The organism is Nostoc sp. TCL26-01 (assembly GCF_013393945.1).
In the GTDB taxonomy this organism is placed as follows: Bacteria; Cyanobacteriota; Cyanobacteriia; order Cyanobacteriales; family Nostocaceae; genus Trichormus.
On the sequence record NZ_CP040297.1, the window covers coordinates 4,330,427 to 4,357,327 of the forward strand.

Annotated in this window: 19 protein-coding genes, 3 pseudogenes and 1 CRISPR repeat array; of the genes and pseudogenes, 19 read left to right on the forward strand and 3 right to left on the reverse strand. The window is 37.9% G+C overall.

The window, feature by feature from the left end; genetic code table 11:
• Positions 1-771, reverse strand: a complete 771-nt coding sequence (locus FD725_RS18875; RefSeq protein WP_179049566.1) for a class I SAM-dependent methyltransferase — start codon at positions 769-771, stop codon at positions 1-3.
• Positions 772-1,266: 495 nt separating this feature from the next.
• Here FD725_RS18875 and FD725_RS18880 point away from each other — a divergent pair, with 495 nt between their 5' ends.
• Complete coding sequence (locus tag FD725_RS18880; RefSeq protein WP_179049567.1) at positions 1,267-2,268, forward strand: hypothetical protein; 1,002 nt, start codon at positions 1,267-1,269, stop codon at positions 2,266-2,268.
• A 272-nt stretch (positions 2,269-2,540) separates the two neighbouring features.
• Here FD725_RS18880 and FD725_RS18885 read toward each other — a convergent pair whose 3' ends face one another.
• Positions 2,541-4,061, reverse strand: a complete 1,521-nt coding sequence (locus FD725_RS18885) for a hypothetical protein (protein WP_179049568.1) — start codon at positions 4,059-4,061, stop codon at positions 2,541-2,543.
• Between the two features lie 245 nt (positions 4,062-4,306).
• On the opposite strand from FD725_RS18885, the gene FD725_RS18890 reads away from it, so the two are divergent.
• From FD725_RS18890 to FD725_RS18975, 18 genes and pseudogenes are all read left to right on the forward strand, one after another.
• Positions 4,307-5,704 (forward strand): amidase, encoded by a 1,398-nt coding sequence (locus FD725_RS18890; protein WP_179049569.1) that lies wholly within the window; start codon positions 4,307-4,309, stop codon positions 5,702-5,704.
• 133 nt (positions 5,705-5,837) lie between these two features.
• Positions 5,838-6,074: pseudogene (locus tag FD725_RS18895) on the forward strand (DUF4351 domain-containing protein); the annotation flags it as partial.
• 107 nt (positions 6,075-6,181) lie between these two features.
• A complete protein-coding gene (locus tag FD725_RS18900) occupies positions 6,182-6,445 on the forward strand; it encodes a hypothetical protein (protein WP_256871656.1) in 264 nt (87 codons plus the stop codon).
• Between the two features lie 695 nt (positions 6,446-7,140).
• The gene (locus FD725_RS18905) at positions 7,141-7,416 is read left to right on the forward strand and encodes an AbrB/MazE/SpoVT family DNA-binding domain-containing protein (RefSeq protein WP_179049571.1); all 276 of its coding nucleotides are present in this window, start codon (positions 7,141-7,143) and stop codon (positions 7,414-7,416) included.
• A gap of 164 nt (positions 7,417-7,580) precedes the next feature.
• Positions 7,581-7,832, forward strand: a complete 252-nt coding sequence (locus tag FD725_RS18910) for a type II toxin-antitoxin system Phd/YefM family antitoxin (RefSeq protein WP_179049572.1) — start codon at positions 7,581-7,583, stop codon at positions 7,830-7,832.
• Positions 7,829-8,215 carry a type II toxin-antitoxin system VapC family toxin gene (locus FD725_RS18915; RefSeq protein ID WP_179049573.1) on the forward strand — a complete coding sequence of 129 codons (387 nt, stop codon included), beginning with the start codon at positions 7,829-7,831 and terminating at the stop codon, positions 8,213-8,215. The genes FD725_RS18910 and FD725_RS18915 overlap by 4 nt, the downstream gene beginning before the upstream one ends.
• Positions 8,216-8,326: 111 nt before the next feature.
• Positions 8,327-8,722 (forward strand): annotated as a pseudogene (locus FD725_RS18920) (type I restriction endonuclease); the annotation flags it as partial.
• Positions 8,723-8,870: 148 nt separating this feature from the next.
• Positions 8,871-9,613, forward strand: a pseudogene (locus tag FD725_RS18925) (IS1 family transposase).
• Between the two features lie 204 nt (positions 9,614-9,817).
• Complete coding sequence (locus tag FD725_RS18930; RefSeq protein WP_179049574.1) at positions 9,818-11,899, forward strand: NACHT domain-containing protein; 2,082 nt, start codon at positions 9,818-9,820, stop codon at positions 11,897-11,899.
• 214 nt (positions 11,900-12,113) lie between these two features.
• Positions 12,114-12,377 carry a hypothetical protein gene (locus tag FD725_RS18935; RefSeq protein WP_179049575.1) on the forward strand — a complete coding sequence of 88 codons (264 nt, stop codon included), beginning with the start codon at positions 12,114-12,116 and terminating at the stop codon, positions 12,375-12,377.
• A gap of 261 nt (positions 12,378-12,638) precedes the next feature.
• Entirely contained in the window at positions 12,639-15,863 is a 3,225-nt protein-coding gene (gene cas10 / locus FD725_RS18940) for a type III-B CRISPR-associated protein Cas10/Cmr2 (RefSeq protein ID WP_179049576.1), read from the forward strand.
• The gene (locus FD725_RS18945) at positions 15,841-16,995 is read left to right on the forward strand and encodes a type III-B CRISPR module-associated Cmr3 family protein (RefSeq protein ID WP_179049577.1); all 1,155 of its coding nucleotides are present in this window, start codon (positions 15,841-15,843) and stop codon (positions 16,993-16,995) included. The genes cas10 and FD725_RS18945 overlap by 23 nt, the downstream gene beginning before the upstream one ends.
• Positions 16,992-17,858, forward strand: a complete 867-nt coding sequence (gene cmr4 / locus FD725_RS18950; RefSeq protein WP_179049578.1) for a type III-B CRISPR module RAMP protein Cmr4 — start codon at positions 16,992-16,994, stop codon at positions 17,856-17,858. Before FD725_RS18945 ends, cmr4 begins: the two co-directional genes overlap by 4 nt.
• Positions 17,859-17,860: 2 nt before the next feature.
• Positions 17,861-18,274: a hypothetical protein gene (locus FD725_RS18955; RefSeq protein WP_179049579.1), complete on the forward strand. Its 414-nt coding sequence runs from the start codon at positions 17,861-17,863 to the stop codon at positions 18,272-18,274.
• Between the two features lie 2 nt (positions 18,275-18,276).
• A complete protein-coding gene (locus FD725_RS18960; protein WP_179049580.1) occupies positions 18,277-20,070 on the forward strand; it encodes an RAMP superfamily CRISPR-associated protein in 1,794 nt (597 codons plus the stop codon).
• A gap of 38 nt (positions 20,071-20,108) precedes the next feature.
• Entirely contained in the window at positions 20,109-20,267 is a 159-nt protein-coding gene (locus FD725_RS18965; RefSeq protein ID WP_179049581.1) for a hypothetical protein, read from the forward strand.
• 273 nt (positions 20,268-20,540) lie between these two features.
• The gene (locus FD725_RS18970; protein WP_179049582.1) at positions 20,541-22,235 is read left to right on the forward strand and encodes a hypothetical protein; all 1,695 of its coding nucleotides are present in this window, start codon (positions 20,541-20,543) and stop codon (positions 22,233-22,235) included.
• A gap of 259 nt (positions 22,236-22,494) precedes the next feature.
• Positions 22,495-23,624: a CRISPR direct-repeat array (repeat unit 37 nt; unit sequence TTCTCTACTAACAATGTGGAGACGATTTAATGGAAAC).
• Positions 23,625-23,634: 10 nt separating this feature from the next.
• Positions 23,635-25,845, forward strand: a complete 2,211-nt coding sequence (locus FD725_RS18975; RefSeq protein ID WP_306296877.1) for a WYL domain-containing protein — start codon at positions 23,635-23,637, stop codon at positions 25,843-25,845.
• A 132-nt stretch (positions 25,846-25,977) separates the two neighbouring features.
• Here the strand turns inward: FD725_RS18975 and FD725_RS18980 are convergent, their stop codons facing one another.
• Complete coding sequence (locus FD725_RS18980; RefSeq protein ID WP_179049583.1) at positions 25,978-26,853, reverse strand: DUF4351 domain-containing protein; 876 nt, start codon at positions 26,851-26,853, stop codon at positions 25,978-25,980.
• Positions 26,854-26,901 lie beyond the last annotated feature (48 nt).

Sequence of the window (26,901 nt, forward strand, 5' to 3'; positions counted from 1 at the left end):
TTATCGTGATACTTTTATCGCTAAATGGAGGGGTAAATCAAACAAAGGGCCAAAGAATGATTCGTCTAGGGCAATGTGTTCTGATGTGACACGTAACTCTTTGAGAATTGGCATAGTATTGAAACCAGCTTGGTTAAGAGCTTGAAAATAATCCTCAAAAGTTTTATGAATTAATTGGACATTGAGCGAAGAACCATCTCGTTTCCAAATCTCACCGGGAAATAGTTGGTCTCGTTTACTGAAGTATCCTGCACCCCCGACCTCAAAGTAGAATGGATAAGCAGCTTCTCGCATATATGGGAAAGATGGATGGGGAATACTAAAAACAAATTGCCCACCTGGACGCAAAATTCGCGCAACTTCTGCCATACATTCTTGAGTTTGAGCAATTGTCAGATAGTTAAATAAAAAAACTGCAACTACTAGGTCTATTTCGCCATCAGAGAATTGCTGGAGTTCGGTAGCACATCCTACTTCATAATTAATTCCCAAGGAGTCTTCTGATTCTTGTAAGCGTGCTGCGGCAATCATGCTTTGGGAAATGTCTATTCCATGCACTTGTGCAGCTCCTCGTCGGCGTAACTCTCGACTGCAATAGCCTTCACCACAACCAAGATCCAGTATTCGTGACTCAGCTACAGGTTCACAAAGCCCTAGCACAATAGGTCTAGCTGTAAAGTCTGAGAGAGAAATAGGTTTTTCTCTCATCCATGCGGATGCTGTCTGATTGTATAAAGTTCTAGTCGAGTGGCTGTTCTTCAAGGTTGACATGGGAATAATTTATGATTTAATTGTGCAGGATTTGAGTAAGCTAAATAAATAAAAGAGCGAATGTTGTATATAGTTTTTAACATTCAATTGTTTGATTTTTAATGTCAATCCCACTGAACTTTGTTAATTGAGAAATTGGATGCTGAAAACATAGGCTGTGCTAGGCACGAAGGAAAGCAAAGATGATGCAGTTTTTGATTTCTTTAAAATTAAGCTGTTTATGGATGAATTCTTTTCATAAACTCTAGAAATGATTTTGATATTTTCTTTTGGCGATAAACTTATCTTTTGGTTTTGAAGACTAGCTTTATATGATTTTTATTTCTCTGGATGCTATTTAATATTTTATTTAAGCTCACAAACAAAATAAAGCCGTATTTTGTACGAAGTAAAAAAATATTAAGTTTGTTAGTTTTTAATGATAGGATTTGTTGCTAAAAACGACCAGGCTGAAAAAATCAGTAATTTAGCTAATTAAATAGGACTTTAGGACAGATGATGACAGAAAAACTTTTAGCAGAATTGCCACCATACACCCAATCTGATGACGAACGAGCGATCGCTTTCTCTCAACTAGGCGATAAACTTTTTAATGAGCTGGCCGAGAGGATGGCTACCCAGCACCAGTACAGACTGCTGTTTGAACATACTTTACAGCCTGAGTTATTTCAGCAAATCAAAGTTGCGGCAGCAGGTTACATTTCGGCTTGTCTCAATAGTCCTATCATTCTCTCTGAAGCAGAAATGCTCGAACGACTGCTAGAAGCGAGAAACAATCTGCCAAACTATACTGGTACTGGTCTGTTAATGCCTAAAAAAGAACATACCCTGGCATTTAACGTTTTTCAAAAAAGTGTTGCCGAAGCTTTTTATCAATTAGGAGCTAATGATCTAATTGATGCAGTAGATTTACCAGTAAATCTGCGGATGGTTTATGGCAAAACTAGCCCAGAGAAAATGGCTTTGCCTTTTGCTAGTTCAAAATGCCATAGTGACGTATGGGCTGGTGTTCATGCTGATGCCACTGTAGTCGTTTTACCTCTGTTTGGCGATATTGATCATATCACTATCGAAGCAGGTGAAATGCCCAGGGAAATGGAATTATCTGCTATGCGGGTGATGTCAGATTTCGCGGAAGGTCAAGATGTGCCAATGGTTGTATCTTATACAGATGCAAAATTACGACATGGAACAATGTACTTTAATGATGCTCGTGGATTACACCAAACCGTAAGACGGAAAACTGAAGGTTTAAGGATCTCCGTAGATTTTCGGTTTCGGAGAAAATTTAACGCAGCTTATCGAGCAATGGTAGCATCTACTGTCGGTGGTGTAGAAGCAGATATGAGTGTGCCTTACGAAGAATGGTTGAAGGTTGGCAAAGAAACGCTAATTGTCTTTGATGAAACTGTCGAACAATTCAAACAAAATCAGCGTCCTAACGCTCCTGTTCCTCTATATACACGCGGATATCGCCTTGTCAAAATGTTTGATTAGATTGCTCATTGGTCATTACCCGAATTTCTCACGAAATTTATCAAATCGAAGTCCAGAGGCTGTAGGGGTGGGTTCATAAATATGGTTCAATCATTCACGAATCTCTCGTGAACCCGCCTCTACCGTTTTGTGAGAAATGCAGGATTAGTCATTAGTAGGTTAGGAAGCCAGTTGGACAGGAAGGATCTCCCGACTTGTGCAACTGGCATCGAGTTTTTGAGTGACGCTACTGCTACACCAACCTTGTATATTGAATTTCCCACATGGGGTGACTAATTTGCTTGCTCTCTATTTTGAATGATGGCATTGAGCGCTGTATAGTGTGTTTTGTATTTGGGAAGCGTGGCTTGTGCCTGATAGTATACAGAGCTATTTTTGGGAATTGATTCTAATAATTTAATTGCTTGTTGCCATCTATCTTTAGCTTGTTGCCAAACTAACAGGGAGTTAGGAGAAGTTTCCAAAAAGAAAGAAGCTTCTGTGGCTAACTTTTCAGCTGCGGTTAAGTTGTCTGACGCTTGCTTCTCGTTATTGGCTCTTTCTTTGATGGCAATGTAGTTACGTCGGTAGCGAATGATTTTTTCTTGAGCTTTGCTAGAAACTGATGTGTTTTCTGGAATAGTTTCTAACAAATTTATTGCTTGTTGCCATTTGATTGCTGCTTGCTGCCATATTGTTAAATTATGGGGAGGATTTTGAGCGATAAATGAAGCTTCCATTCCTAATTTTAAAGCGGATTTAAAATTATTCACAGCATTTATTTCTGGATCAATATTTATTTTTGCTTGCTGATATTGAATAATTTGCTCTTTAATTATCCAACTTCCAAAACCCAAGACAGCTATACTAGAAGCTAAAACTAGAGTTTTGTGTATGACTTGAGATGTGGGATTTTTTTTTAATAATGTTTTTAAATTGTGATTTGTGATTCTGGATAACCAGGTTGGAGATTTTTTTTTGTTTAAATTTTCTTGTGCTTGTTTTTTTAGGGTTTGGTTTTGTAGTAAAAATGAGTTGATTTTATTTTGGAAAATTTCACAGTCATTAAGTATATCTGTTAATTCTTGAAATTTAAACTCACTAGAAATAATCAATTCATGGGTATCATCTAACCACTCAACAGAAAATCCGGATTGACCACAGAATGATGATATTGCCAATAATATTGTTACTAATCTATGGCTATTTTTAATAGTATTGATAATATAAGTTAATTGATTTTGGGCTTGTAGTAAATCCTGGTCAATGCTAATAAGTTGCTGAATTTGTTTTTGTAAAATCAGAGAATTGTCAGCAGCAAGATTAATTTTTAAGCTATTTTCAATAATTTTAATTTGTGTAGTTAAACTGGGATGATGAATATCTAGATTGATTTGGTTGATTAACTGGGCATCGCTTAAAATATCTGCGGCGATCGCCTGCAATAAATCACCCCATTCAATCCAGCAATCAATCTTAGATTTTAGGGCATTACTAGATATTTCTGTTTCGGAATTGCCAAATTTCTCTATGATTAATCTGACATTACCAGTTATTGCAGGCTCTGTACGCCAAATACTTGGGACGAATAATCGGTTGGTAGTACTAGATGGGGCTAGCGTACCCACAGATGTACTATTGAGGCTGACACAATTTAAGTCTTGAGCGATCGCTTGTTGAATATGGCGGAGTTGCGTCTGAGCTTGATTAATTAGCACCACTTGTTGCATAATTTCTTGAGCATTACCCAAAGTCAGCTTGAGGCAATAAACAATCTTAGGCAAGTCATTAATTAGTATTTCTAATTCAGTCATAAATATATTTGCTTTTTCCTAGCCTCAGCGTTCTTTGTCCTGAAACTCTGGCTTTCCTGCACTAATGAACTTAGTTGCTTGATAAATCACAGAAACGATAGATTTATAATTCCCGCAAATTTTGCTAAAGTAACAAGTCTTCCTTTTCAGCAACGGGAATTGAGAAGTACTGTGAACGTCATGGGACATTAGCCCGTAAAACATTATTTCCCCATCCCCCATCTCCAATACCCAATCACCAACCTATGAATGAAACTGATTTAGCCTTTACCCCAGCGCTAGAGTTGGCGCGGTTAATCCGACGGCGGGAAGTGTCTCCCCTAGAGTTGGTAGAAATATATTTAGAACGGATTCAGTCGTTGAATCCTGAATTGGGTAGTTATTTTACAGTGACATCGGAATTAGCGATCGCTGATGCTACACTCAAAACTGAATTACTGACAAAAACCACTGAATTACCGCCATTTTTCGGTGTACCTATTTCGATCAAAGACCTCAACACTGTGGCTGGTGTATCATGTACTTACGGTAGTCCAGCATTATTAAACAACATCCCAGAATTTGATGATGGGGTGGTGACTCGCATTAAACAAGCTGGGTTTACGATTCTTGGGAAAACCGCTACCTCTGAATTAGGTTCATTTCCCTACACAGAACCGACAGGATTCACCCCTGCAAGAAATCCGTGGAATTTAGAATACACCCCCGGTGGTTCCAGTGGTGGGGCGGCGGCGGCTTTAGCAGCTGGATTATGCGCCATTGCTCAAGGTTCTGATGGTGGCGGTTCGATTCGGGGGCCTGCGGCTTGTTGTGGTTTGGTGGGAATTAAACCAGCACGAGGTAGAGTTAGTAAAGCGCCTGTAGGCGATCGCTTGGCAGGAATTGCGGCGAATGGCCCTATTGCTCGTACTGTGGCTGATGCAGCAGCTTTGTTAGATGCTATGTCTGGTTATGTGACTGGTGATCCTTACTGGCTACCAGACCCAGAACCATCATTTTTAGCCGCAGCCCAAACTCAACCGGGGAAATTACGCATTGCCTTTAGTACTGGCATGATCCCTTTAGGTGAAGCTGATGCTAATTGTCAACAAGGTGTTTGGCAAACAGTGAAATTACTAGCACAATTTGGTCATGAAGTTGTGCAAAAATCCCCAGATTTTAGTGGCTTAGTCGAACCATTCCAAATTGTTTGGCAATCTGGTGTAGCAGCCGCAGGTATTCCCCCAGAAGTGTTGCAGCCATTGAATCGTTGGCTATTGGCACGGACTGGTACAGTTGCCGAATATATCCAAGCAGTTTATAAAATGCAGATAGCCGCACGGCAAATTGTGGCATTTTTTGATGATATCGATGTTTTGGTGTTGCCTGTGTACTTACACTCACCCATCCGCATTGGTGAATGGGCTACTTTGAGTCCAGAAGACACATTTCAACAAATTATTAATTGGGTTGCCCCTTGTCCCCCAGCTAATGCTACAGGACAACCAGCGATCGCTCTACCTGTAGGTTTCGATCACAATGGTTTACCCATAAGTGTGCAGTTAGTCGGCAAACCCGCAGCAGAAGCCACTCTCATCAGTCTTGCAGCCCAATTAGAAGCCGCTAACCCCTGGATTCAACATCGTCCAGCCTTGGCAATTTAATTCTTTAAGTAGGGAGTGAAGGAGTGCTGAGTCGGGAGTGGGGGAGTGAGGGAGTGGGAGAGTGAGGGAGAAGAAAAGAATCTGTTGCCTAATGACTATTGAATAATGACCAATTACTAATGACTATTAATAGATTATTATGCGACTAGAACCACCATATCAAAAAGATAGAGAACAAGCCAAGCAAGAAGGACGACAAGAGGGAAAACAAGACTTAATACTCCGTCAACTCAATCGCCGTATTGGTAAGATTGATGTCTCATTAATCGAGCGCGTTCAAGGATTATCGACTGAACAATTAGAGAATCTAGGTGAAGCATTACTAGATTTTACTACTGTTGCTGATTTAGATATTTGGTTAAATCAATAACATAGTAGTATGGCTAGTATGTAGAAACAAGCGATCGCATCATTAAATTTAAATCAATTCACTCATTTGCGGATAATTTTGCTGCATTAATCAAACCAAGACTATTTATGGAACCATCACCCATGTCTCCTAATCAACCGGAATCTCAGATGGAAAGTAGTGCAAAGTTACTTAAACGCTTTAGTGTCGGTGCAGCAATCGGTTTAGTCATTGTTCTCATAAACTGGGTTGGCTATGTGAGTTTTTTTGGATATTCACTCCCATTCGCCACAGGCTTAATTTTGTGCTTTTCCATCAGCATCATTTGTGGATTGATGACAATTAAATGGGGCTACCAAATAATAGAAAACTTGTTACAGTTGTTGATGTAATCTTGAGAAAATAACAAAAATAATTAATTTATCTAAAGCTACACCTAGCCTGAATGCCTACTCAGACTCACCTAAAATTCTAGGATTTTGCAGCCCAGGGATGCAGTATTAGTTCTTATAGCAGCCATTTTAATCGTCTGGTGCGATTAAATGTAAATTTTCCCTCATAAGTCAGAACCACAAATGGGCAATTATTTGCAATGATCACTATTTACACCAAAAACTTGAAGACACCACAAAATAAAGAATGTGGCTGACTAAGAGTTTAGTCAGCTTATGTCAGTTTTATACCAGTTATGCCTTATGCCAAGTAGCACATTAGGCTGCAATTTATGCCAGGAACCAGACTTGAACTGGTGACACGAGGATTTTTAGTCCTGTCCAAAATCTTTCTATATCAAGGTTTTCAGGTGAATAAATTATAAGTTACACCATTTTTACACCATTTATTAGAAATTATTAAAAGTAGCTTTCACACATAAGAAAAGAAACCCAAAACCTAAAGAGAAAAGTTCATTCTAATTTAAATGTAAAATTTTATTTCTTAGTTAGCTTAAGACTTTTATCTTGACAATGATAGCTAAATATGTATTTAAATTTTAAGGAATTAGGGTTAAATTTAGCCGATCAATTAAGTGTCAATATAAGAACCAAAACAGTGAGAATCTTGGTTCACACAAAAAACTTGGGAATATATGGAAATAACCAAAATATCAAATGAAGGAAAAGTAATTATTCCTGAAGAATCACTGAAAGCTTCAGGCTGGGAAATCGGACAGGAATTAATAGCCATTAATATGGGTGATGGGATTCTTCTCAAACCCAAGAAACCCTTTGTAGAAACTACATTAAATGATGTTGCAGGTTGCTTAAAATATCAAGGCGCACCCAAATCTTTAGAAGATATGAATCATGCCATCCGTCAAGGTATTGAGGAATTATGGCATAGTGGTAGCCTTCGTGATGACTGAGCGACAAAACCTAGCTTCAAAATATGTGATTAGGCGATCGCCCACTTTTTCCCTTACATTAATTTAGTAAGAGCGATCGCATTGCCAATTCTGACACGTTTCTAATGTGCGATCGCCATGACAACTCTATGCCAGGATATTAATATCCTTGTCATTAACTAGATATGTACAGCCTAGAAATCCCGGAAGGTCAAGCTGAATTTGCGGAACTACTCCGTCGAGTGCTAGAAGGAGAAGAAGTGATTATTTCTCAAGCAGGCACTCCTATCGCGCGTATAGTCCCAATTGCTGAACAGAAATTACCTCGAATTCCAGGTTTAGATCGTGGTCAGGTAATAATTTCCCCAGACTTTGATGCTCCCCTCCCCGACGAGGTGCTAAATGCTTTTATCAACCCAACAGACACAGAAGCATGAGAGCATTACTTGATACCCATACGTTTATTTGGTGGGTTATTGACGATAACCGACTCTCATCTACAGCTAGAAATATAATTGCTGATCCAGGGAATAACTTATTTTTTAGTGCCGCAAGCGCATGGGAAATTGTAATTAAAGTTCGTTTGGGTAAATTAAATTTACCAGAGCCACCAGAAACTTACATTCCCAATCGGTTGACGATAAATCGATTTGAAAGTTTGCCTATTCAAGTGAATCACGCTTTACAAGTCGTCAATCTACCTGCTTTACATCAAGACCCTTTTGACCGAATAATTATTGCTCAAAGTCAAGTGGAAAAAATGCCCATAATTACTGTAGATAATAAAATCACACAGTATCCTGTTGATGTAATTTGGTAGCCAAAGATAATAATTGCTAAAAGATGAATAAGACTCAATCAGTGATACCATTTCACTAAAAAAATGATAGATATAAAACAGGAATAAATATGAGCGGAAATTCATGGCTGGAGTCAAGGTGAGCAGAAACGCGCTGATTATGTGCTGTATTACAAACCTGGCGTACCACTGGCTGTAATTGAAGCTAAAGATAATAATCACGGCGTTAGCGCGGGAATGCAACAGGCGATCGCAACTGGTGAATTAATTGATGTACCATTCATCTTTAGCTCGAATGGTGACGCTTTTATGATGTCCGATCGCACCATTACCGAAGGACAACGAGAACGGGAAATTCCCCTCAATCAGTTCCCGACACCGAAGGAACTTTGGCAGAAATACTGTGATTGGAAGGGTATTAACTCAGATATTCAGCCAATTGTAGCTCAAGATTATTACCCCAGTCCTGATAAAAAACAGCCACGCTATTATCAACAGATTGCCATTAATCGGATTTCTGATTGTCTCAAATCAAGCGATCGCTTTGCCAAGGCGATCGTTGAGGAAAATGAATTTGCTTGGAAAGTTTCAATTGCAGATTTGAAAGCGAATAATTACAACCTAGATATTAAAAATCGGCGTTGCATAATAAGGTATGAATATAAGGTGCTAAAACATGAATTGTCCTGAATGTGGCTCTCATCATATCCGTAAGAATGGAATAAAAAGAGGTAAACAGAATCACATTTGCTGTAATTGCCGTCGCCAGTTTATTCAGGATTATGAGCCATCAAAAACTTATAGCAATGAAATCAAAGAAGAATGTATTCGGATGTATCTCAATGGTATGGGTTTTCGAGCTATTGAACGAGTTAAAGGTGTCCATCACACGACAATTATTACTTGGGTAAAACAACTGGGTCAAAATTTACCAGATGCACCACCAATCGAGGAAATTCCTGAAGTTGGAGAACTCGATGAATTAGAAACTTTTATTGGCTCAAAAAGCGAAAAGTTGCGTGCGGGGGTTCCCCCCGTTGAGCAAACTTTTCAAGACAAAACAAAATTTGGCTATGGACGGCAGTAAATCATTTTCAAGAGGGGATTTTAGCTTGGGTATTGGGAGATCATAGTGCAGAAACTTTTAAGCCTTTATGGGAAATAGTTTGTTGTTGGCATTGCTATTTTTATGTCACTGATGGATGGAAAGTTTACCCTCAGTTTATTGACCCAGGTGATCAGATTGTGAGCAAGATTTACATGACTAGAGTAGAAGGTGAAAACACTCGTTTACGTCATTACTTAGCACGACTCCATCGCAAAACGCTGTGTTATTCTAAGTCCGTAGAAATGCTTAAATACTCTATTAGATTATTACTTCATTACTTGAAGTATCATTTTATCCTCGTGCTTAATTGATTCATACCGCACTCAGCAACGCCTTACAATTTTATATTTGACCCAAGAGTTAACCGCGATTTTTGAGCAAATTACTAATCTATGACTATTAAAGTTTGGCAACGATAAAATCAGGTTATGTTTACAACAGTAATATAAATAAGTTACTTAGTTGCGATCGCCATCTCAACCCAAATAAAAATTGACTGCTGAACCACAATCAAAATGACCACCCCTGAAGAACTAAACGCCATACTTGAGCGAATCGTCCAAAAACAGCAGACTGAAACTGACATAACAGTTCTGCAACAATGGCTTAGTGGTGGTGGTCAAATTGTCTCTCAGCAAGGGAAATATGCAGTCCACCTGGGACAAGGACAGGAAATTCATATAGGCGATCGCACTTATCATGGCGCAGATGCAGAAATAATTCGAGAAATTGTCCGGTCTCTCCTTGAGGAACTAAAAGTCACTGGTCAATTTGCCGCATTTAAAGAGCAGAACCAGCAGTCTGTTGATGAACTGGTGCAACAAGTGCGATCGCGCATTCATGATGATATTCAGAAATTACATAGCACGATGCCACTATGGGGTGTAGATCACTGGGTTCCTTTAGGTGATTTGTTTGTAGATGTGAACATCCTAGAGGAACTGAGCAGTAGTCGTAGGTCAGAACTCGATGACCTGTGGCAAGATTTCAGTAAGAATCCAAGCTATCGCAGTTTGGATCGCATTGGCTTAGGTAGAGAGCGACAAAGGGTTTCAGGACTAGTGGTACTGGCGAAAAATACAAATCTCATGGTGGTGGGTAAACCAGGTTCAGGGAAGACCACTTATTTGCAACGAATAGTTACCGAGTGCAACGCTGGCAATTTACAAGCGCATCGAATTCCTACCTTGATTAAATTACGAGAGTTTGTAGAAGATGGACGTAAGTTTGCCTATTTGCTGGAGCGTTATTTTGAGCAGTGCTGGCAATTATCAAACACAGAAATTAATTTGATTTTCCATCAAGGTCGAGCATTGGTATTGCTAGATGGTTTAGATGAAGTCACAGGGGAAAATGGTAAAAATATCACCAAGCAAATTAAGCAGTTTGCTCGTTCTTATCCGCAGGTGCAGGTAATTGTAACCTGTCGGACGCAAAGCCAAGAATCGCGGTTTGAGCGTTTTGATTATGTAGAAGTAGCAGATTTTAATCAAGCTCAAGTGAGATTATTTGCCGAGGATTGGTTTTTGGCAGTTATTGGGGATGACTCAGCAGGATTAGTGCGATCGCATGAGTTTCTCAATCAGCTTTTTTTGGAAGCGAATAAACCGATACAAGATTTAGCAATTACACCAATTTTACTGAGTTTGACTTGTGCCGTATTTAACCAAACTGGCAAGTTCTACTCAAAGCGTTCCAAGCTTTATGAGGAAGGGTTAGAGCTACTACTAGAGCAGTGGGATAAGTCAAGGGAGATTGAGCGAGATGAGATTTACCGAGATTTATCACTGGAACGAAAGCTGGAGTTACTTAGTTATCTGGCGGTGAAAAAGTTTGAGCAGCCGCAGTATGTTTTATTTGAGCAGTCAGAAATTGAGGGTTACATAGCAGAGTTTTTGGGAATTAGGCTGCGGGATAGTCGAGTAGTTTTGAAAGCGATCGCTTCTCAGCATGGGTTGTTGATTGAGCGATCGCAGAAAGTTTGGTCTTTTTCACACCTGACGTTTCAAGAATATTTAGTAGCGAAGTGGTTTTGTAATGACTTTTGTGAACATTTCATAGCCCATATTTTAGATAGACATTGGCAAGAAGTTTTTTTATTAACTGTTGAAATAGTAGATAATCCTGAAGAAATACTCTGCTTACTCAAAACAGAAATTGACTGTTATTTGTCAAATGATCATAAACTTCAGAAGTTTTTTTCATTGTTAGTTAAAAAGGCAAATTCAGTAGATACTAGCTTGAAACCAGCCTCGATTAGAGCATTTTATTTCGGTCTTGAATTTGCTGTGCCTAAGCTGACTGGACCTGATATAGATTTTGATACAAGACTTGTTAGTAAACTTAATGATATTCCGTATGACCTACATCCTCTTGAATATGGATGCAATGATATTACTGTTGACGTGTCCCTCGCTAATATGATCGCTATATCTCAAAATGGATTTATCGATCCTGACTTTGCTATGCCACAATGTAGTGAAATACTTGAAAGCAATTTTTTACAAAAACTAAAAAAAACAATTGAGGAAATCCCTGACATCTTCATTGATAGAATTAAATTTGATGAGTGGGAAGAAAAATATAGCTTAATGTGACTGAATAAATATAGAAAATTGGTAATAAAATATAGACAAATTTGTTATATTTGGAGATTTACAAATCAACAGAAAGAAGCAGAAAGCAGGTACACTGAACACGGCAATCGATAACTTTATAAAAACCACCCACAGCTACTGGTTTGGACTTTTTCATTGTTATGAAATTGAAGATTTTCCTAGAACTAATAATGACTTAGAACACGCTTTTGGTATGCTACGTCATCATCAACGTCGTTGTACTGGTCGTAAGGTTCCCCCCTCATCCCTTGTTATTCGTGGTTCTGTCAAACTTGCCTGCGCGCTCGCTACTAAACTTCATTCTTTTACCGCATCTGATTTAGCACAAGTTGATATTCATACTTGGCTCGAATTACGCTCTCAATTGCAAAAACACCACAAAGCCAGAATTGAACAATATCGATTTCGCACAGACCCCAACGGTTACTTGGCCAATTTAGAGAGTCGTCTTCTCTAGTAACTTTTACCATACTAGCATCTTTTATTCTTACTCCATCGATTCAGTACAAGAGTTAACTTCATACCTCTGCTTGTTCCAAATTTTCAGCATAATTTCTAATTGGTAAAAGTAAGATTATCTTAACCTCTCACCGATAATTAAGAACTGAAATTACAATCAATGTCAAAACTTATACTTTTGTTTGTCATTCGCATGAAAAAAGTTATGACTTGGCAGGCAGTGATATAACTTACATTTAGTCACTGGTAATCGACAGGTATGAATGTTTATCATAGAAAAATATATGCGTTCTTACGAGCAATAGAAAAAATTGATTGGCTGAGAGTAGATTTGAATTATATTTACGATAATTTAGCTTGTTTACAGCCATATTTGGCAGATTTACAGAAATGGTGGGAAAGCCAAAATGCTGAACAAGCATTACGTATCAGCAGTTCCTCGGATCGTGTTAGCTTGAATGATGTAGTAATTCAAAGTAATGAAAATCACATTACTGTTTGTCATAGCATTAGTGGAGAACAACAAAAAATTACAGTTACAGCATTTGACAAGTCCTTAGATATTAGTAGAATTGCTCAAGAAGAAGACGCAGAGACAGTATTTTGGTGGTTTTGGCGATACTTACCAGAACTGTTAGTTAATCAAGATGCAAGAAATGCTCTTTTAATTCCTACGCATCGGATTTTACCTGACTGTCCATTACACAGTTATCAAAGCACAGTTTCCGCCTTAACTGGAGCAATATTTTCTGATGAAAATGAGTCAGATTCTAGCAATAAATCTCCTTATTTACTGCTATTCACCTTTTCTCCTATCCAAGAGTTTATTAAGTCATCACGTAAATTTCTTGATTTCTGGGCTGGGTCATTTTTACTGCATTACTTTAGTGCATTACTTTGTTTTGAAGTTGCTAAAAAATATGGGCCAGATACAGTCATTACTCCTTCATTGTGGAGTCAAGAAATCATTGATGCCTTGATGATTGAACATTTTAGTGAATTACCACAAATTCAAGCAATATTTAAAAATCCTTGCCAACATATAAAAATTGATCCAGCAAACAATTTTGAAAGTTCTCATTCCCAAAGTTTAAGTACAGCAGGGTTTCCCAATGTAATTACTATTCTCATGCCTAATCAACAAAAAGCGGTAGAGTTAGGTAAGTATTTAGAACAAACTCTAAAAGACACTTGGCTAAAAATCAGCCGTGATGTCAGAAGTTCTGTCAAAGAAAGAGTAAGAGATTTAGTAGAAAATCAAGAAGAATTACAAAGAACTTGGGAAATAATTGCCAGAGAGTTTATCCATGTTATGGATGAACAGGAATTATCAGAAATTTGGAATTTAATCACTGACGAATTTGTACAAGATAAGAATGAAACAGAATTAGAACAAGATAAACTTACCAAGATAAAAAAAGGTCGAGATATTAAAAAAACTCTCCAAGATTTTTATCAAGGAGGTAATTGGGAATGGAATCAACTTTGGGATGTGCAAATTAATAACACATGGGAAACTTATTTTGTCGCAGTTCCGTTAGGTTCTCCTGAACAACCTCTAGAAATTGAGCAAGGAAATCATCAATTACAAGCATGGATAAATTCACAAAATCAGATAGCACAACCAATTATTGAGTTACCATCACCTGCGGAACAACCTGTATACGGAAAATTTAATGTAGGTTCGTGGTGGGGAAGTCTACAAGCACGTCTTGGTAACGGGATTCAAGCAATTAAAAATACCCGGAATTGGCAAATACCCGTTGCGCCTGGAGAACGTTCTACCCTTTCTGGTCAATATAGTGCTTTATATCCGCGCTTTAATTATCAAAAATTCCAAAATGGGTTCGGTGTACCTTCAGAATCGCTACGCTTATTTTGGCGTGTTATGGCACTCGCTTATCCAGGGTTATTCAACGGTTCTGAAAAACTGAATGCGATTGAATTAACTAAGCGTATGGCTTGGAAATATGGGGGTGTAGCACAATCTTTAGGAATTCCTTTGAGTGATGATGATGATTATGAAGGGTTAATTTGTTTCCCGAATCTTTGTTCTATTGCCGCAGCACATTTTGCAAGTCATAATGCTCCTAAAGTTGCAAGATATTGGCAAGATTTAGAACAGGAATTCAAACAACATCCGCAATTCCAAAATCAAGAGAGTAAGTACCGAGAATTTAGAAAACTTACCCGTCGTCCTTTTCAAGTCAAACGAGCGGATGAGGCTTTAAGAAAAGATACCGATTATCAAAAAGGTTACAACGGTGTAATGTTTTCTAGCAAATGGCTTGCAGATGATATGGGATTAGAAACTTCAAAAACATCGGGATTAGAAGCTTCAGAAACATCTGCGTTAAGAAGTATCGTTGATAAAGTTCAAAAAAGACACTTTGGTGATAGCAGTCCTGCTGATTGGTGGGTGTTGGTACTAGGTGATGGCGATGGGATGGGCGGTTATGTTAATGGACGTAAGCTCAAAAAATACGAAGATTACATTATTAAGGATTTAGTTGATGAAAATCATATCAGAGATAAAGAAGCATGGGAGGAATTATTAAAAAATACACGCAAAAGAATGGGGCCTGCTACTCACGTTGGACTCAACCGAGCATTGCTTGATTTTTCTAACCGCTTAGTTCCTTATATCACTGAACAGCGTTGTTGTGGGCGGGTCATTTATAGTGGTGGAGATGATGTAATGGTAGCATTACCATTAGCTGATTTACCTAAGTTTTTGCGTTCATTACGTGCCGCTTGGTGTGGTAGCGAAGACCCTGAAGATGAATTTAGGTGTATGGGTGGTTATTGGCAATGGAATGAAGAAATACCTAAGCCAGCCGATATTCCATCTCGTCCGTTATTTACTATGGGTAAAGAAGCAACGATGAGTTTAGGAGTAGTTATTGCTCACAAAAGTGTGCCTTTACCAACTGTTCTAGAAAAGTTATGGTCAGCAGAAAAAGATAAGGCGAAAAAGCTGTTAGGGGGAATTGTTAAAGATAAAAAAATACCTAATAAAGATGGTTTGTGCTTCCAAATAATTTACGGTTCTGGCAATACACTGGAAGCCTTAATGAAAGGGCATTTACTCGAAAGTTGGTGGAAATTTATCGAAGCTAGTCAAAATTATGAACAAGTAGATTTCAGCCCAATTATGTATAGATTAGCAGAGGATTTACTGCGTCATGCTGATGTTACAGAGAATGATAAGTTATTCCGACAAGTTGCTGAGGTGGTTTTTCAAAGTCGTAATCAACAAGTTCCTGAAGATGTCAAAAATGCTTTATTAAATTGGTTAGATGAATGGGAAGAGTGGGCTTTTTGCATAGGTAAAAAAAGCAAAGAAAATCAAGATAATGCTTTAGGGAATGAGCCAGAAGATATGTCTATGCTGTTAAAATTTACGGCGTTTTTGATGTCGCGTTGGCAAGTAGAAAGTAACTGGATTCAAGAAACTGAAAATGAAAAAATGGTATGCAATTGAAGCATTAGATGTCTTATTATTCCGAGAGGCGAAACCATTTTCCCCAGGAGAAGGTGCATGGGCTAAGGGAATGTTTCCACCGATGCCAACGGCTGTTTTTCAAGCCTTACGTTCTGTCACCAAAACAGATAAAACTACAGAAAAATTAGAATTTATTGGGCCGTTTTTGCTGCGGGAGACATCTACAGGTGAAGAACTGTGGCTACCTACACCAAAGGATTTACTTTGTGTGAAGGAACGTAGTAATAACCTAGATGAAAATCCAGAGTACGACAAAATAGAGGAATTAGATGAATGGTCGCGTCTGGTTTGTCTGCAACCATCAGACCTTAGCAGTCCTATATGGAAAGATGTCTGTTTTGGTTCGGCTTCCCTAGAGGAAAATCATCTTGTTCCCATGATTCCGCCGCCAATTACTGACAATGCAGATATCTGTGATAGTCCATCGGTGAGAGGTAAGAATGAATGGATTTGTGGTCGTCCAAAACCTTGGATAAAAGCTGGTGCATTGATTCGATACCTGAAGGGAGAAGGTCTACATAATCCTCAAGACTTTCATGATGATCCTTGGAGTGTGCAGGTTTTACCTCATATTCAAATGCAAACAAACCAGCGCCAAGTTCTAAATGAAGATGGTTATTTTACGGAAGTTGCAGTGCGGCTACATACTGGCTGGAAGTTAGTTGCAGCTATTAACACAACTTTGGAATCATCTGTAGTGCGTTTGGGAGGCGAGGGACATCGGGCTTTAGTTTCTCCTTTGGAGAGTTTACCTGATTGGGATGCTATTGAGGAGTTTATGCAGCCATCGTCAGACTGCAATAAAGCTTACCTGTTAACTCCTGGACTAGCACAAACTGATCCTGAAAAATTTGTTTATGGGATTTGTCCTGGAGTGTGGCGAGAAAGTCTACTCAGTTGTGCTAGCGATCGCCCGATTTTATGGGGTGGTAAATCTAAGCATACAGCAACTCCCATGCTACCGCAACGTGCATTCGTACCCCCAGGGACAGTGTATTTATTCAAGCAGATTCCCAAGGAAACATCTGTACTGCCATCAATAAATGACGGCGTACTTGCGATTTTTAAATATCTTAATTACGGAACAATTTTGTGGGGAATAAGAAAATGAATCACTATCTAACTTATGTGTATTTGCTGACTGCTTTACATACTGGTAGTAGCTCCAATGAAGGAAACTTAATGGGTATTGCGAGGGAAGTTCATACAGATTTTCCTTATCTACCAGCTTCAGGAATACGAGGTAAAACTCGTGCAGAACTCACAAGCATATGTCCTAATGAAGTTGACATATTTTTTGGTCAAAAAATTGAAGATGGAAAACAACCGACAGAAGGGGAAGTATGGTTTGCAGATGCAACCTTGTTACTTTTTCCCATAGCATCTTTAAGTCATCACATGATTTGGATAACTTGTCCTTTATGGCTAGAACGCTGGAATCGTTGGTTGAAAAATTCAGAGGTTAAAAATATTACCCGTCAATGTAGAAGTCATTTAAGTAAAAATAAGTCAGCAGTAGTCAGTTTCCCAGCAGAACAGTTGTATTTACAAACTGCATTAATTGAGCGTGAGCATTTACTCAGAATAGATTTTTCTCATATCTTCAAAGCTTTAGATAGTTTAATCCAGACAAATGACTTGATGGGGGAAATCAAAAATAAACTAGTAGTAATTAATGATGAAGATTGTATTGCTCTTGTCGAAACAGGATTAGTCAGAGAAGTCAGAGTAGCTTTAGAGAAAGATTCCAAAACAGTTAAAGGTGGTTCTTTTCGTTCGGAAGAAGCCATTCCTCCTGAAGCAGTTTTATTCTTACCTTGGGGGATGAAAATAGCTAAGGACACAAATGTAACTAAAAATATTCGCCAGGAAATTGGCAAACTTTTTCAAGATAGATTGCAGTTTGGTGGACTAGAAAGCTTGGGTAGAGGTTGGACAGATTTGAAAACCATTGAAATTAAGCAGGTAAATTAACTATGCAAAAACTAGATTCCCGGTTTTTTAGTAAAAAGGCTTATCACGCTTTAATCTCTCTGAGAGATGACGAAGAAGATAGATATCATATCTCACAACCGTATTGGAAAAAAGCCAGTGGTTTAGTACAAGGATTACCAACTTATATATCTACTTGGGGGTTACATCGGCTGAGTGGAGACGCTAGTAAATTTTTGAGAAGAACTAGTGAAGATACAAAATACAAGGGGAATGTCTATCGCAAGTTTTTAAAGAATTTGCAAGAAATTAGCTCTGGAGAATTTAATTTAGAAGATGAGAGTAGCTTAATCAATATGGATCTGCGACAGTATACTGCCCTCAATCATTTAGCAATTAAGTTAGCAAGGGAATGGTCTTTCTGGTCTACTGCTATTTTAGGAGAAGCGGAGGAATAAACATGGTTTGGTATCAAGAAGAATGGACTAAACTTTTGGAAAAGCTAAAGAAACAAAAGCCACAGCCTCCTGCTATCTATCAAATAATTAAGGATAGCTCTTTAGTTGCAGTTGACAATACCAGTATTACTTTATTGTTTCCTGATGAAGAACAACAGAAAAAGGCAAAAGCAAATATTCAGAAAATATTAAATATACTACCAGATATGCTCAAACGTCAGCGAGTTAATTGTCTGGTTCAGACTTCAGGCGTGACAAAAATCATGAATCCTTTGCAAGAACTGAAGCACACATTGTCAGATGATGAGAGTGGTAAAACAATCTTGAAAGCTGCAATTGATGCAGATTCGACCTGTGAAGAATTATATAAATATTTGGCTGATAAAACTAGTCGATTAGCTAATGAAATACTTGATGTAAGTTTTCCTTGGCGTTTACGTGTCGGGGGTATGCGTGGTTTTAAAGAACTACTTCTACCTGCGCTTCATCCTGTATATGGTATTCCCTATGTACCTGCAAGTAGTCTCAAAGGTGCAGTGAAAGCTTGGGCTAAAGATGAGGCAGAACTTGATCGTTTATTAGGTACGCTTGATAATGGTATTGGTTGTGTGCAAATTTTTGACGCTTTTCCCACAGCACCCTGCTTAAATATGGATATAACTAATCCTCAATGGCATGGTAATCAAAACCTGCAATATCAACCAGTACCTCATCATTTTATCTCTATGCAACAACCGCATTTGCGGATTGGATTAGCTAAAACTAAGAGAGGAAGTCTTCAAGATGTCCAAACTGTCAAGCAATGGTTAATAGAAGCGTTAAAAGTAGGAATTGGTTCTCGTGTCAGTGCGGGATATGGACGCAGTGAATTTTGTACAAGTTTACCTCACGCATCTCAGCATCAATTCCAATTATGGACGCAAGGTATACATGGTGCTGATACTAATAACTCAGAATTTCGTCCAGTGGCTTTACGTGGTGTGTTACGTTATTGGTTCAGAGCAGTTGCACTAGGGATTTATTCACTGCGAGAATGTAAAAAGCTGGAGGATACTTTTTTTGGCACAATTGAGCCTAAAAGTCACAGAGGAAGTATTTCTATTAATGTGGAGTTGAACAAGAAAGTTACCGAGAAAAATCGTCCTGATGAATACCACGGTACTATTTTATTAGAGGCAAAATCAGCATCTCATTTAAAACTCATTCAAAAGCTGTTACAACTAACATCTCATATCAGTGGTATTGGCAAAGGTTCTAGACGACCATTACATTGGAATCACCCTAGATTCCGTGGGTGTTACTGGGAAATATCTGGAATGCAGTTACCTTATAATCAAGAAGATTGGCAAAGACTGCTACAAGATTTACGTGAATATTTTATATCAATACAGAGTCCTCAAGATAGTCCTGCTGTTGGTGATCCTGGAAGTGTGAGAAATCGTTATCAAGATGTGCTGAATCAAAAAGCGGCAATTTATTTAGTGCGATCGCCTGCTTTAAAACATCCTAAAGATGTTCGTAATTGGTTACAAGAAGGTAATAAGCCTCATGTACATGGTACAGCTTTAGAAACACTCTACAACAGTGGTTATAAAGGAGTAAATCGCCAGGGTGATGGTAATGCAGAAGTTGGTGGTAATTTAGGAACTCCTTCTTTTGTGATTATTAAATCTAATTTCCCATTACCAAACCAAGGCTATCAAACAGTGACAATTTTTGGACTTGATAATAAAAAACGTGCAGCTTTTATCAGGACACTAGAAAATGAAAATGAGGTAATTAAAGTTTTTCCATAGACAAGGCTCACCCCTCAGAGTTATGTGGTTCGATACGGATGCGATCGCCTATTTGGATCTCGCGTGTTGGCGATCGCTTTGATGTCGTCACTATCTTTGGGGTTGATAATGAAAAACGTCAAGCATATTTCAATTCATTAATACAACGCCAGCATCCTATCAGGGAATATCGAGAAATTTGGCAGGGTAGGTTATAAACCAGTTATCAGTTATCAGTTAAATCTCTGGGTTTAAGTCTATGCTGATATGCTTGATAACTGTTCTTGACTTTTCACTCTTATCTGGAAAACCTCTCTCTAAATCTCTCTCCTACGAGGAGAGAGACTTTGAATTTCTGGTTCGGAAGTTAGATTTTCCGTAGACTTTTCCATACAACGTGAAAAGTCAGGATAACTGATAACTGATACCTGATAACTATTCCCTGTTCCCCGTTAAATTGCCCAAAAATTACGTTTAGTGAGAACCAAAATATGTCTATACTTATTGCTAATCTCGGTACTTCTGACTTAGCAGTTAAAATCGAAGATCACTATTTTCCTATAAAATTTGAACGGAATGAACCAAATATTAAGTTACCACCTGCACATTCTAATGAAGCAGCACTTTGGTCGCAGCGTGAAGCATTCATTCAAGAATTTTTATGTGATGAACTCAAACTGAATAATAATGCTTCATTTCGAGATTTAACTCACAAAATATTAGAAAATTACCAACAAAATCCTGACTACTGGCATTCCAGATTACTTCCTGGCAGAATATGGGGAATTATCAAAACTGCACAGGAAAAGTTTCATGTCAAACACGTTTATTATTTTGTTACTGATCAACCATCGACGGAAGTTTATGGTTATCCTACAGATACGGTTAATCTGGCGGAAATTCTCAATATTTGGTTGCAAAGAGAAATGCTAGATTTACAAATTACACCAATCATTATTCCTCAGCATATTAAACCTGTTGAGCAAGATGCTCTGTTTAATTATTATTATGAGCAATTGCATAAAATTAGTCAGGGAGAGGATAAGATTTTAATTAGTCTCAAGGGTGGTACACCGCAAATGCAAATCGCTTTGCGAATTCAAGTTATGGCTTTGAGTATAGATTTTCAAGCTTATCTAGAGCCAGAATTAGATATTATCAAAGTTTTAGCAGGAGAAGCATCACCTTGTAAATTAAATGCTTATTGGTTATACATTCGAGGACAAAAATATCAAGCAGTTAATCAAATTTTGCAACGCTGGGATTTTGATGGCTCTATTCAATTAATGAGAAGTTTTCAAGGATACTTACAATCCTTAGTCCAAGAAAATGTAATTGAGGCAAGTGCTATCAATGATTCTCTAATTGAACAAGTTATTACAGCGTTGAATGTAGCGGTAGATTGTTTGAATTTGGATAATATTAAAGCTAGTCAGGACTTAAAAAAGGTTGAAAATAAATATTTGCGTCAATCTAGTAATTTGCATAAATTAGTTTGTGATGATAATTATGATCGGCTTTTAAATATTTATACACAATGTCGTATTTATTGGCAACTAAATCAAATTGCTCATTTTTTATCTAGATTAGCTTCTTTTGGTGAAGAAAGTTTACATGATATAATTAAGTCTTTAGAGGGGTTGAAATATTTTGATAAAACTAACTATCCTGATGATTGGTATGTAGATAAAAATCGAGTAGGATCTAAATCTCAATTATGGCAAGACTTTGAAAGAGCAGAAGGTAAAAAATGTAATAATGAGTCACCATACCGTTTACCAGGAAGATTTAGCAAAAGGAAGTTTATCAATGCTCTAATTAACTTTAGAAGTAATCTCATAGAGAAAACTGCTTGGCAAAAGATTACTGAGTCTTTAGATAAACTGGATTATTGGATTGATAAACGAAACCAAATCATCCATAGTTCTCAAGGTGTTTCTTTAGAAAGTATGGGAAAAATACTAGAAAAAGATAGAAAGTATAAGATTAAATATGCTAATCAAGCTTGTCTTCCGACAGAAATTTTGACAGAAATCACGAATATCAGTCAGCAAACAGCACGGATTTTTAATAAACCTGTTAGTCAGTATGTTGGATTGAATAGTCCTTACTATATTTACTCTGATGTTCGTGACTGGGTTCTAACTCAGTTAACTCAAGATGGGTTGCAAGGATCAGTTCAATGAAAGGACAATTGCGCGAATCTCTAGCTGTTTTAATTGAACAAATGTTATATAACCCTCAAACCCTCTTCTGTTCAGCGTTTGCGTCATTCTCTATGAAATAGGAATGCGCGCAAATTCTCAAACCCTTGCTGTAAATACATTTGAGCGATTTTTCTAGAGAGGAGATATTGACAGGCGATCGCTGAAATTGTACTTTTGAATGATATCCGCGAAAATAAGTCCTGTAAGTCTTGTTTTTCAATGCTTTCAGGCTTCAGCCTTCTCTACTAACAATGTGGAGACGATTTAATGGAAACTTGAATAAAAGCTATCTCGTCGCTGGGTATACCGCGCTTTTCTCTACTAACAATGTGGAGACGATTTAATGGAAACAACTTTGCATTCTTGCTGCAACCTCCGGGCGATCTTCTCTACTAACAATGTGGAGACGATTTAATGGAAACAAGTATTTAACTTGTATTAAACTAGTTTTTCTCTTTCTCTACTAACAATGTGGAGACGATTTAATGGAAACGGCACGATGAATTAAATACCTACCTGATCCGTAAATTCTCTACTAACAATGTGGAGACGATTTAATGGAAACATAAAACCCAAAACCTAACGTACTGGGCCGAGATTAGGCTATTCTCTACTAACAATGTGGAGACGATTTAATGGAAACATAAAACCAAGCTTTTATAAAAACTCTTCCCTTGATTCTCTACTAACAATGTGGAGACGATTTAATGGAAACAGCGCCTTCGAGGTCAGCGCCTTCGAGATCAGCGTTTCTCAGTTCTCTACTAACAATGTGGAGACGATTTAATGGAAACGTTGCTCAAATTCAGCTAAATCTTGAGGCTGCATCTTCTCTACTAACAATGTGGAGACGATTTAATGGAAACAAACAAAGCGATGAAGGACAAGTATAAAATGCATTCTCTACTAACAATGTGGAGACGATTTAATGGAAACGCGCTTCGATGCTAATTGGTCTCCTCTTATTCAGTTCTCTACTAACAATGTGGAGACGATTTAATGGAAACTTTTAATATCATTAATATCTCCTTTTTTTATTAGTTTCTCTACTAACAATGTGGAGACGATTTAATGGAAACCGACCATATTTAGTTTTGCGTCACAAGGATAATCTTTTCTCTACTAACAATGTGGAGACGATTTAATGGAAACCTTACCAGTAGGTAAGACGGCTTTATTTATGGGCTTTCTCTACTAACAATGTGGAGACGATTTAATGGAAACTTTAAGATACGGCGTTCCGTATTGTAATAACAAATTCTCTACTAATAATGTGGAGACGATTTAATGGAAACCACCTAACTGCTTCCAGACTTTTGTGTAGTGAACGCTTCTCTACTAACAATGTGGAGAAGATTTAATGGAAACTTACCGAGTCATGGAAAAAATCGTCATTCGCACCAACACTAAAGCACACTCATACGATCGCACTCTAAAATCAAACATAACAAATTCAGCAAAATATATGCCAACAGCCATACTCAAAAATCAAGTATCAACCAAAACTGACTCCAAAGCAGTCGCGCATTTTCTCATCGGGACACCAGGAAGCGGTAAATCTACCTTTGCAAAACACATATCTAGCTTAGGAAATTGCGAAATCATCTCAACTGATGACATCCGCGAAGAGTTATATGGTGATGCGACGATTCAAGGGGAATGGCACAAAATCGAGGCGATCGCCCTTCACCGTATTTGTACTGCATTGAGTGAGGGTAAAAGTATCATCTATGATGCTACTAATTATAAGCGTTGTTTTCGCTTTGATTTTTTACTCAAAGTCAATAGCCAAGTTGCAGAATGGGAATTAACTCAACCTAACTGGATTGCTTGGTACTTGCAAACTCCACTGCAAACTTGCATTGAGTGGAATCAACAACGCCAACGTCAAGTTCCCACCCATATTATTGAAAGTATGTATAAACTGCTGCAAGATTTCCCGCCGATGACTGGGGAAGGATTCACCGCAGTTAATAAAATTGATGTGACTACATCCAAATTTTCCTCACCTCAAATTGTTAAACTAATTGCAGATGTTCCCCGGAAAATTGTCAGTTGCCAAAATCGTCATGCAAATATCACACCCCATCGTTATAGTCATCTGCTAGATTTTGAGCGTTTGATGTATTTGATATTCTTAATCATTAACTATCCTGGTATTGGAGAATTTCATCTCACTAAACCTCAATTATTAGAAAACATCCTTGGCTACGTTCCTAATTTTACTAACTCTATAGAAGAGATTACTAGCATAATGGCTAAACTGCGGGGTGTGGTTTATGCAAAGGAAAATGCTATTGCTGCTGATTTAAAATGGTTGGAAACTCAAGGGATTATCAATGCTACTTCCCCTGCAACTAGTCAAAATACTCAAGAATTTGATAGCAATGAATTGATATCTTTAAATGGAGTCCACTCTTACTCAGACAAACAAGTATTTGAGCGTTTAATCGGTACAATCCGCTTGATTGTCCACTACCCTTTTTTAGCTAACGTGGGTGGTGGTAGCTTGGAAACTCTGACTCAATCTCTTGTACAAGCTGGGGTAATTTATAATCCTAATAGCGAAAAAGCTACAATTCGTAAAGATATTGAAAAAGTTTTAAAACCTTATAAAATCTTATCTAATTTTCCTATGCGTAGTGGTTATTTTGCTGGTACAGGTATCCTTTCTAAAGCGGAATTAATCAAAATATTTGATATAATTCAATCTCAAGCTAACAGTTTAAATGACCCCCAGGCTTTAGCAATCTACGAAACATTTAAGCAGCGTTTGTTACAAACACATATTATTGAAAATACTGAAAATATTTATCCAGTACGCGCGATCGCCAATACCTCTATCGTAGACTCCAAACATCTCCATAGTAGCGCGTTAAGTAATAATCTTGCTCAATTAGAGACGGCAATTGTAGAAGGAAGGCTTTTAGAGTTACAACGGTTTGCAGGTGTAGGTAGATACACAGGAGATGAAAAAGACTTTTTCTTAGCGTATCCATTACAAATGGTGTTTTCTAACTTTGCTTGGTACTTGGGTTATGAATGCGTCAGTGGTGAAACTGCTGGTTTATTGAGGTTTGAACGTCTGGATAGACTATTTTTAGGTAGACTACAGACTAAACAACGTAGTCCGGAAGAACAAGAAAGGACGTTACAAAAGCTACAAAAATTATTTAAAGCTGGTGCGGGTATGTACTTAGGAAACAGCACCACTGATCAAAAACTGTTTCTCAGTGCTGATAACCAAAAACGAATGCAAGTTTGTGTGACGGTGGAACTGTGGTTTAGTGATCAGATTTATCCCTTTATTACTGAGGGGACAAAACGGTTTGCACAGATGAAAATGTCGCCACCAATGCACAAGATTACAACTAATTTACCAGAGTCATTATTTTGTTTGCAGAAAACAGGCGATCGCAATTTCCCCCATCGGTTTCAAACGACTTTTCCCAAGTGGACTTTAGCCGATTTTGATTTGTGGCGATGGATTGTGGGTTTTGGTGCAGGGGTAAAGGTGGTAACTCCAGAAGAGTTGGTGCAGAGGGTGAAGACAATCGGTGTAGGAATTTTAAATAATTATGACATTTGAAAATCAATCCGAACAGTAAAATTTAAATTCTTTCGGAAGTTAGATTAATGGAAATTTTGCTGCTGTATAATCTTAAGAAAAAGAGATGAGATATACAAATATCTCATCTCTCTTTTGAAAAATCAGAATCATTTAACTACCAGTATTTTGCTCAAGCCAAGTGACTAAATCAGCGATTTGCGTAAAATCTAAAAACTCTTCTCCTAATGCTTCTAATTGTGATGTAGATAAGACTTGAATGCGCTCAATTATGGCTGAATCAATTTCGCCAAATCGCCGATTTAACATACGAGTTAAAAAACGCAAAGCCTCTTTTTGTTCACCACGCTGTTCACCACGCTGTTCACCACGCTGTTCACCACGCTGTTCACCTTTATTCAAAATATACTGATAAATTACAGACTCTTGCATAGTCTCCTCCTGTAAAAAGCGCAGAATCAACTCTTGCTCAAACTTTAACCCAGCTAATATTTCTGTATAAGCAGTCGTATTCTGTCTAGTCTCAATATCTGAAATTCTAGCAAGACTTTGAGCAACTTGCGATAATAACGCTGGTGCGGAATCAGTCCTAGTTAATGGTGCTAACGGTAACAATCCTATATTATTCAGAAATATCGCTGTATCTTGCTCCCACATTCTCATCACTCGATAACGATGAATTGTCGTCTCGCTGACATATTCTGTAGTAAAAGCAATTTCATCAGTTGTCGGTTGCAAGAAAATTACTACTTGTATCACAGGAAGTTGATATTTCCGTGTTAAGCGCACGTAGTAATCTAGCATCCGCAATCCCAGTGGGGTTTTCGATTTGATTGTGGTTTGAAATTCTATGTGTAAGATGCAATTTTCTGTTTGCAAAAATATCACTGAATCAGCGCGAATTGGTTCGATGTTCAATTCGGTTTTTAAGATTTTAATTTGACGGGGTTCTTGATTTAATAGCCAGCGAATAAAATCACGGGGATATTTTTCGGCGAGGTTTTTACAGAGATTGTCATATTCTGCCATTTACTGATTGATGATGTTTGTTAAACATAATGATTAATTATAAGAAAA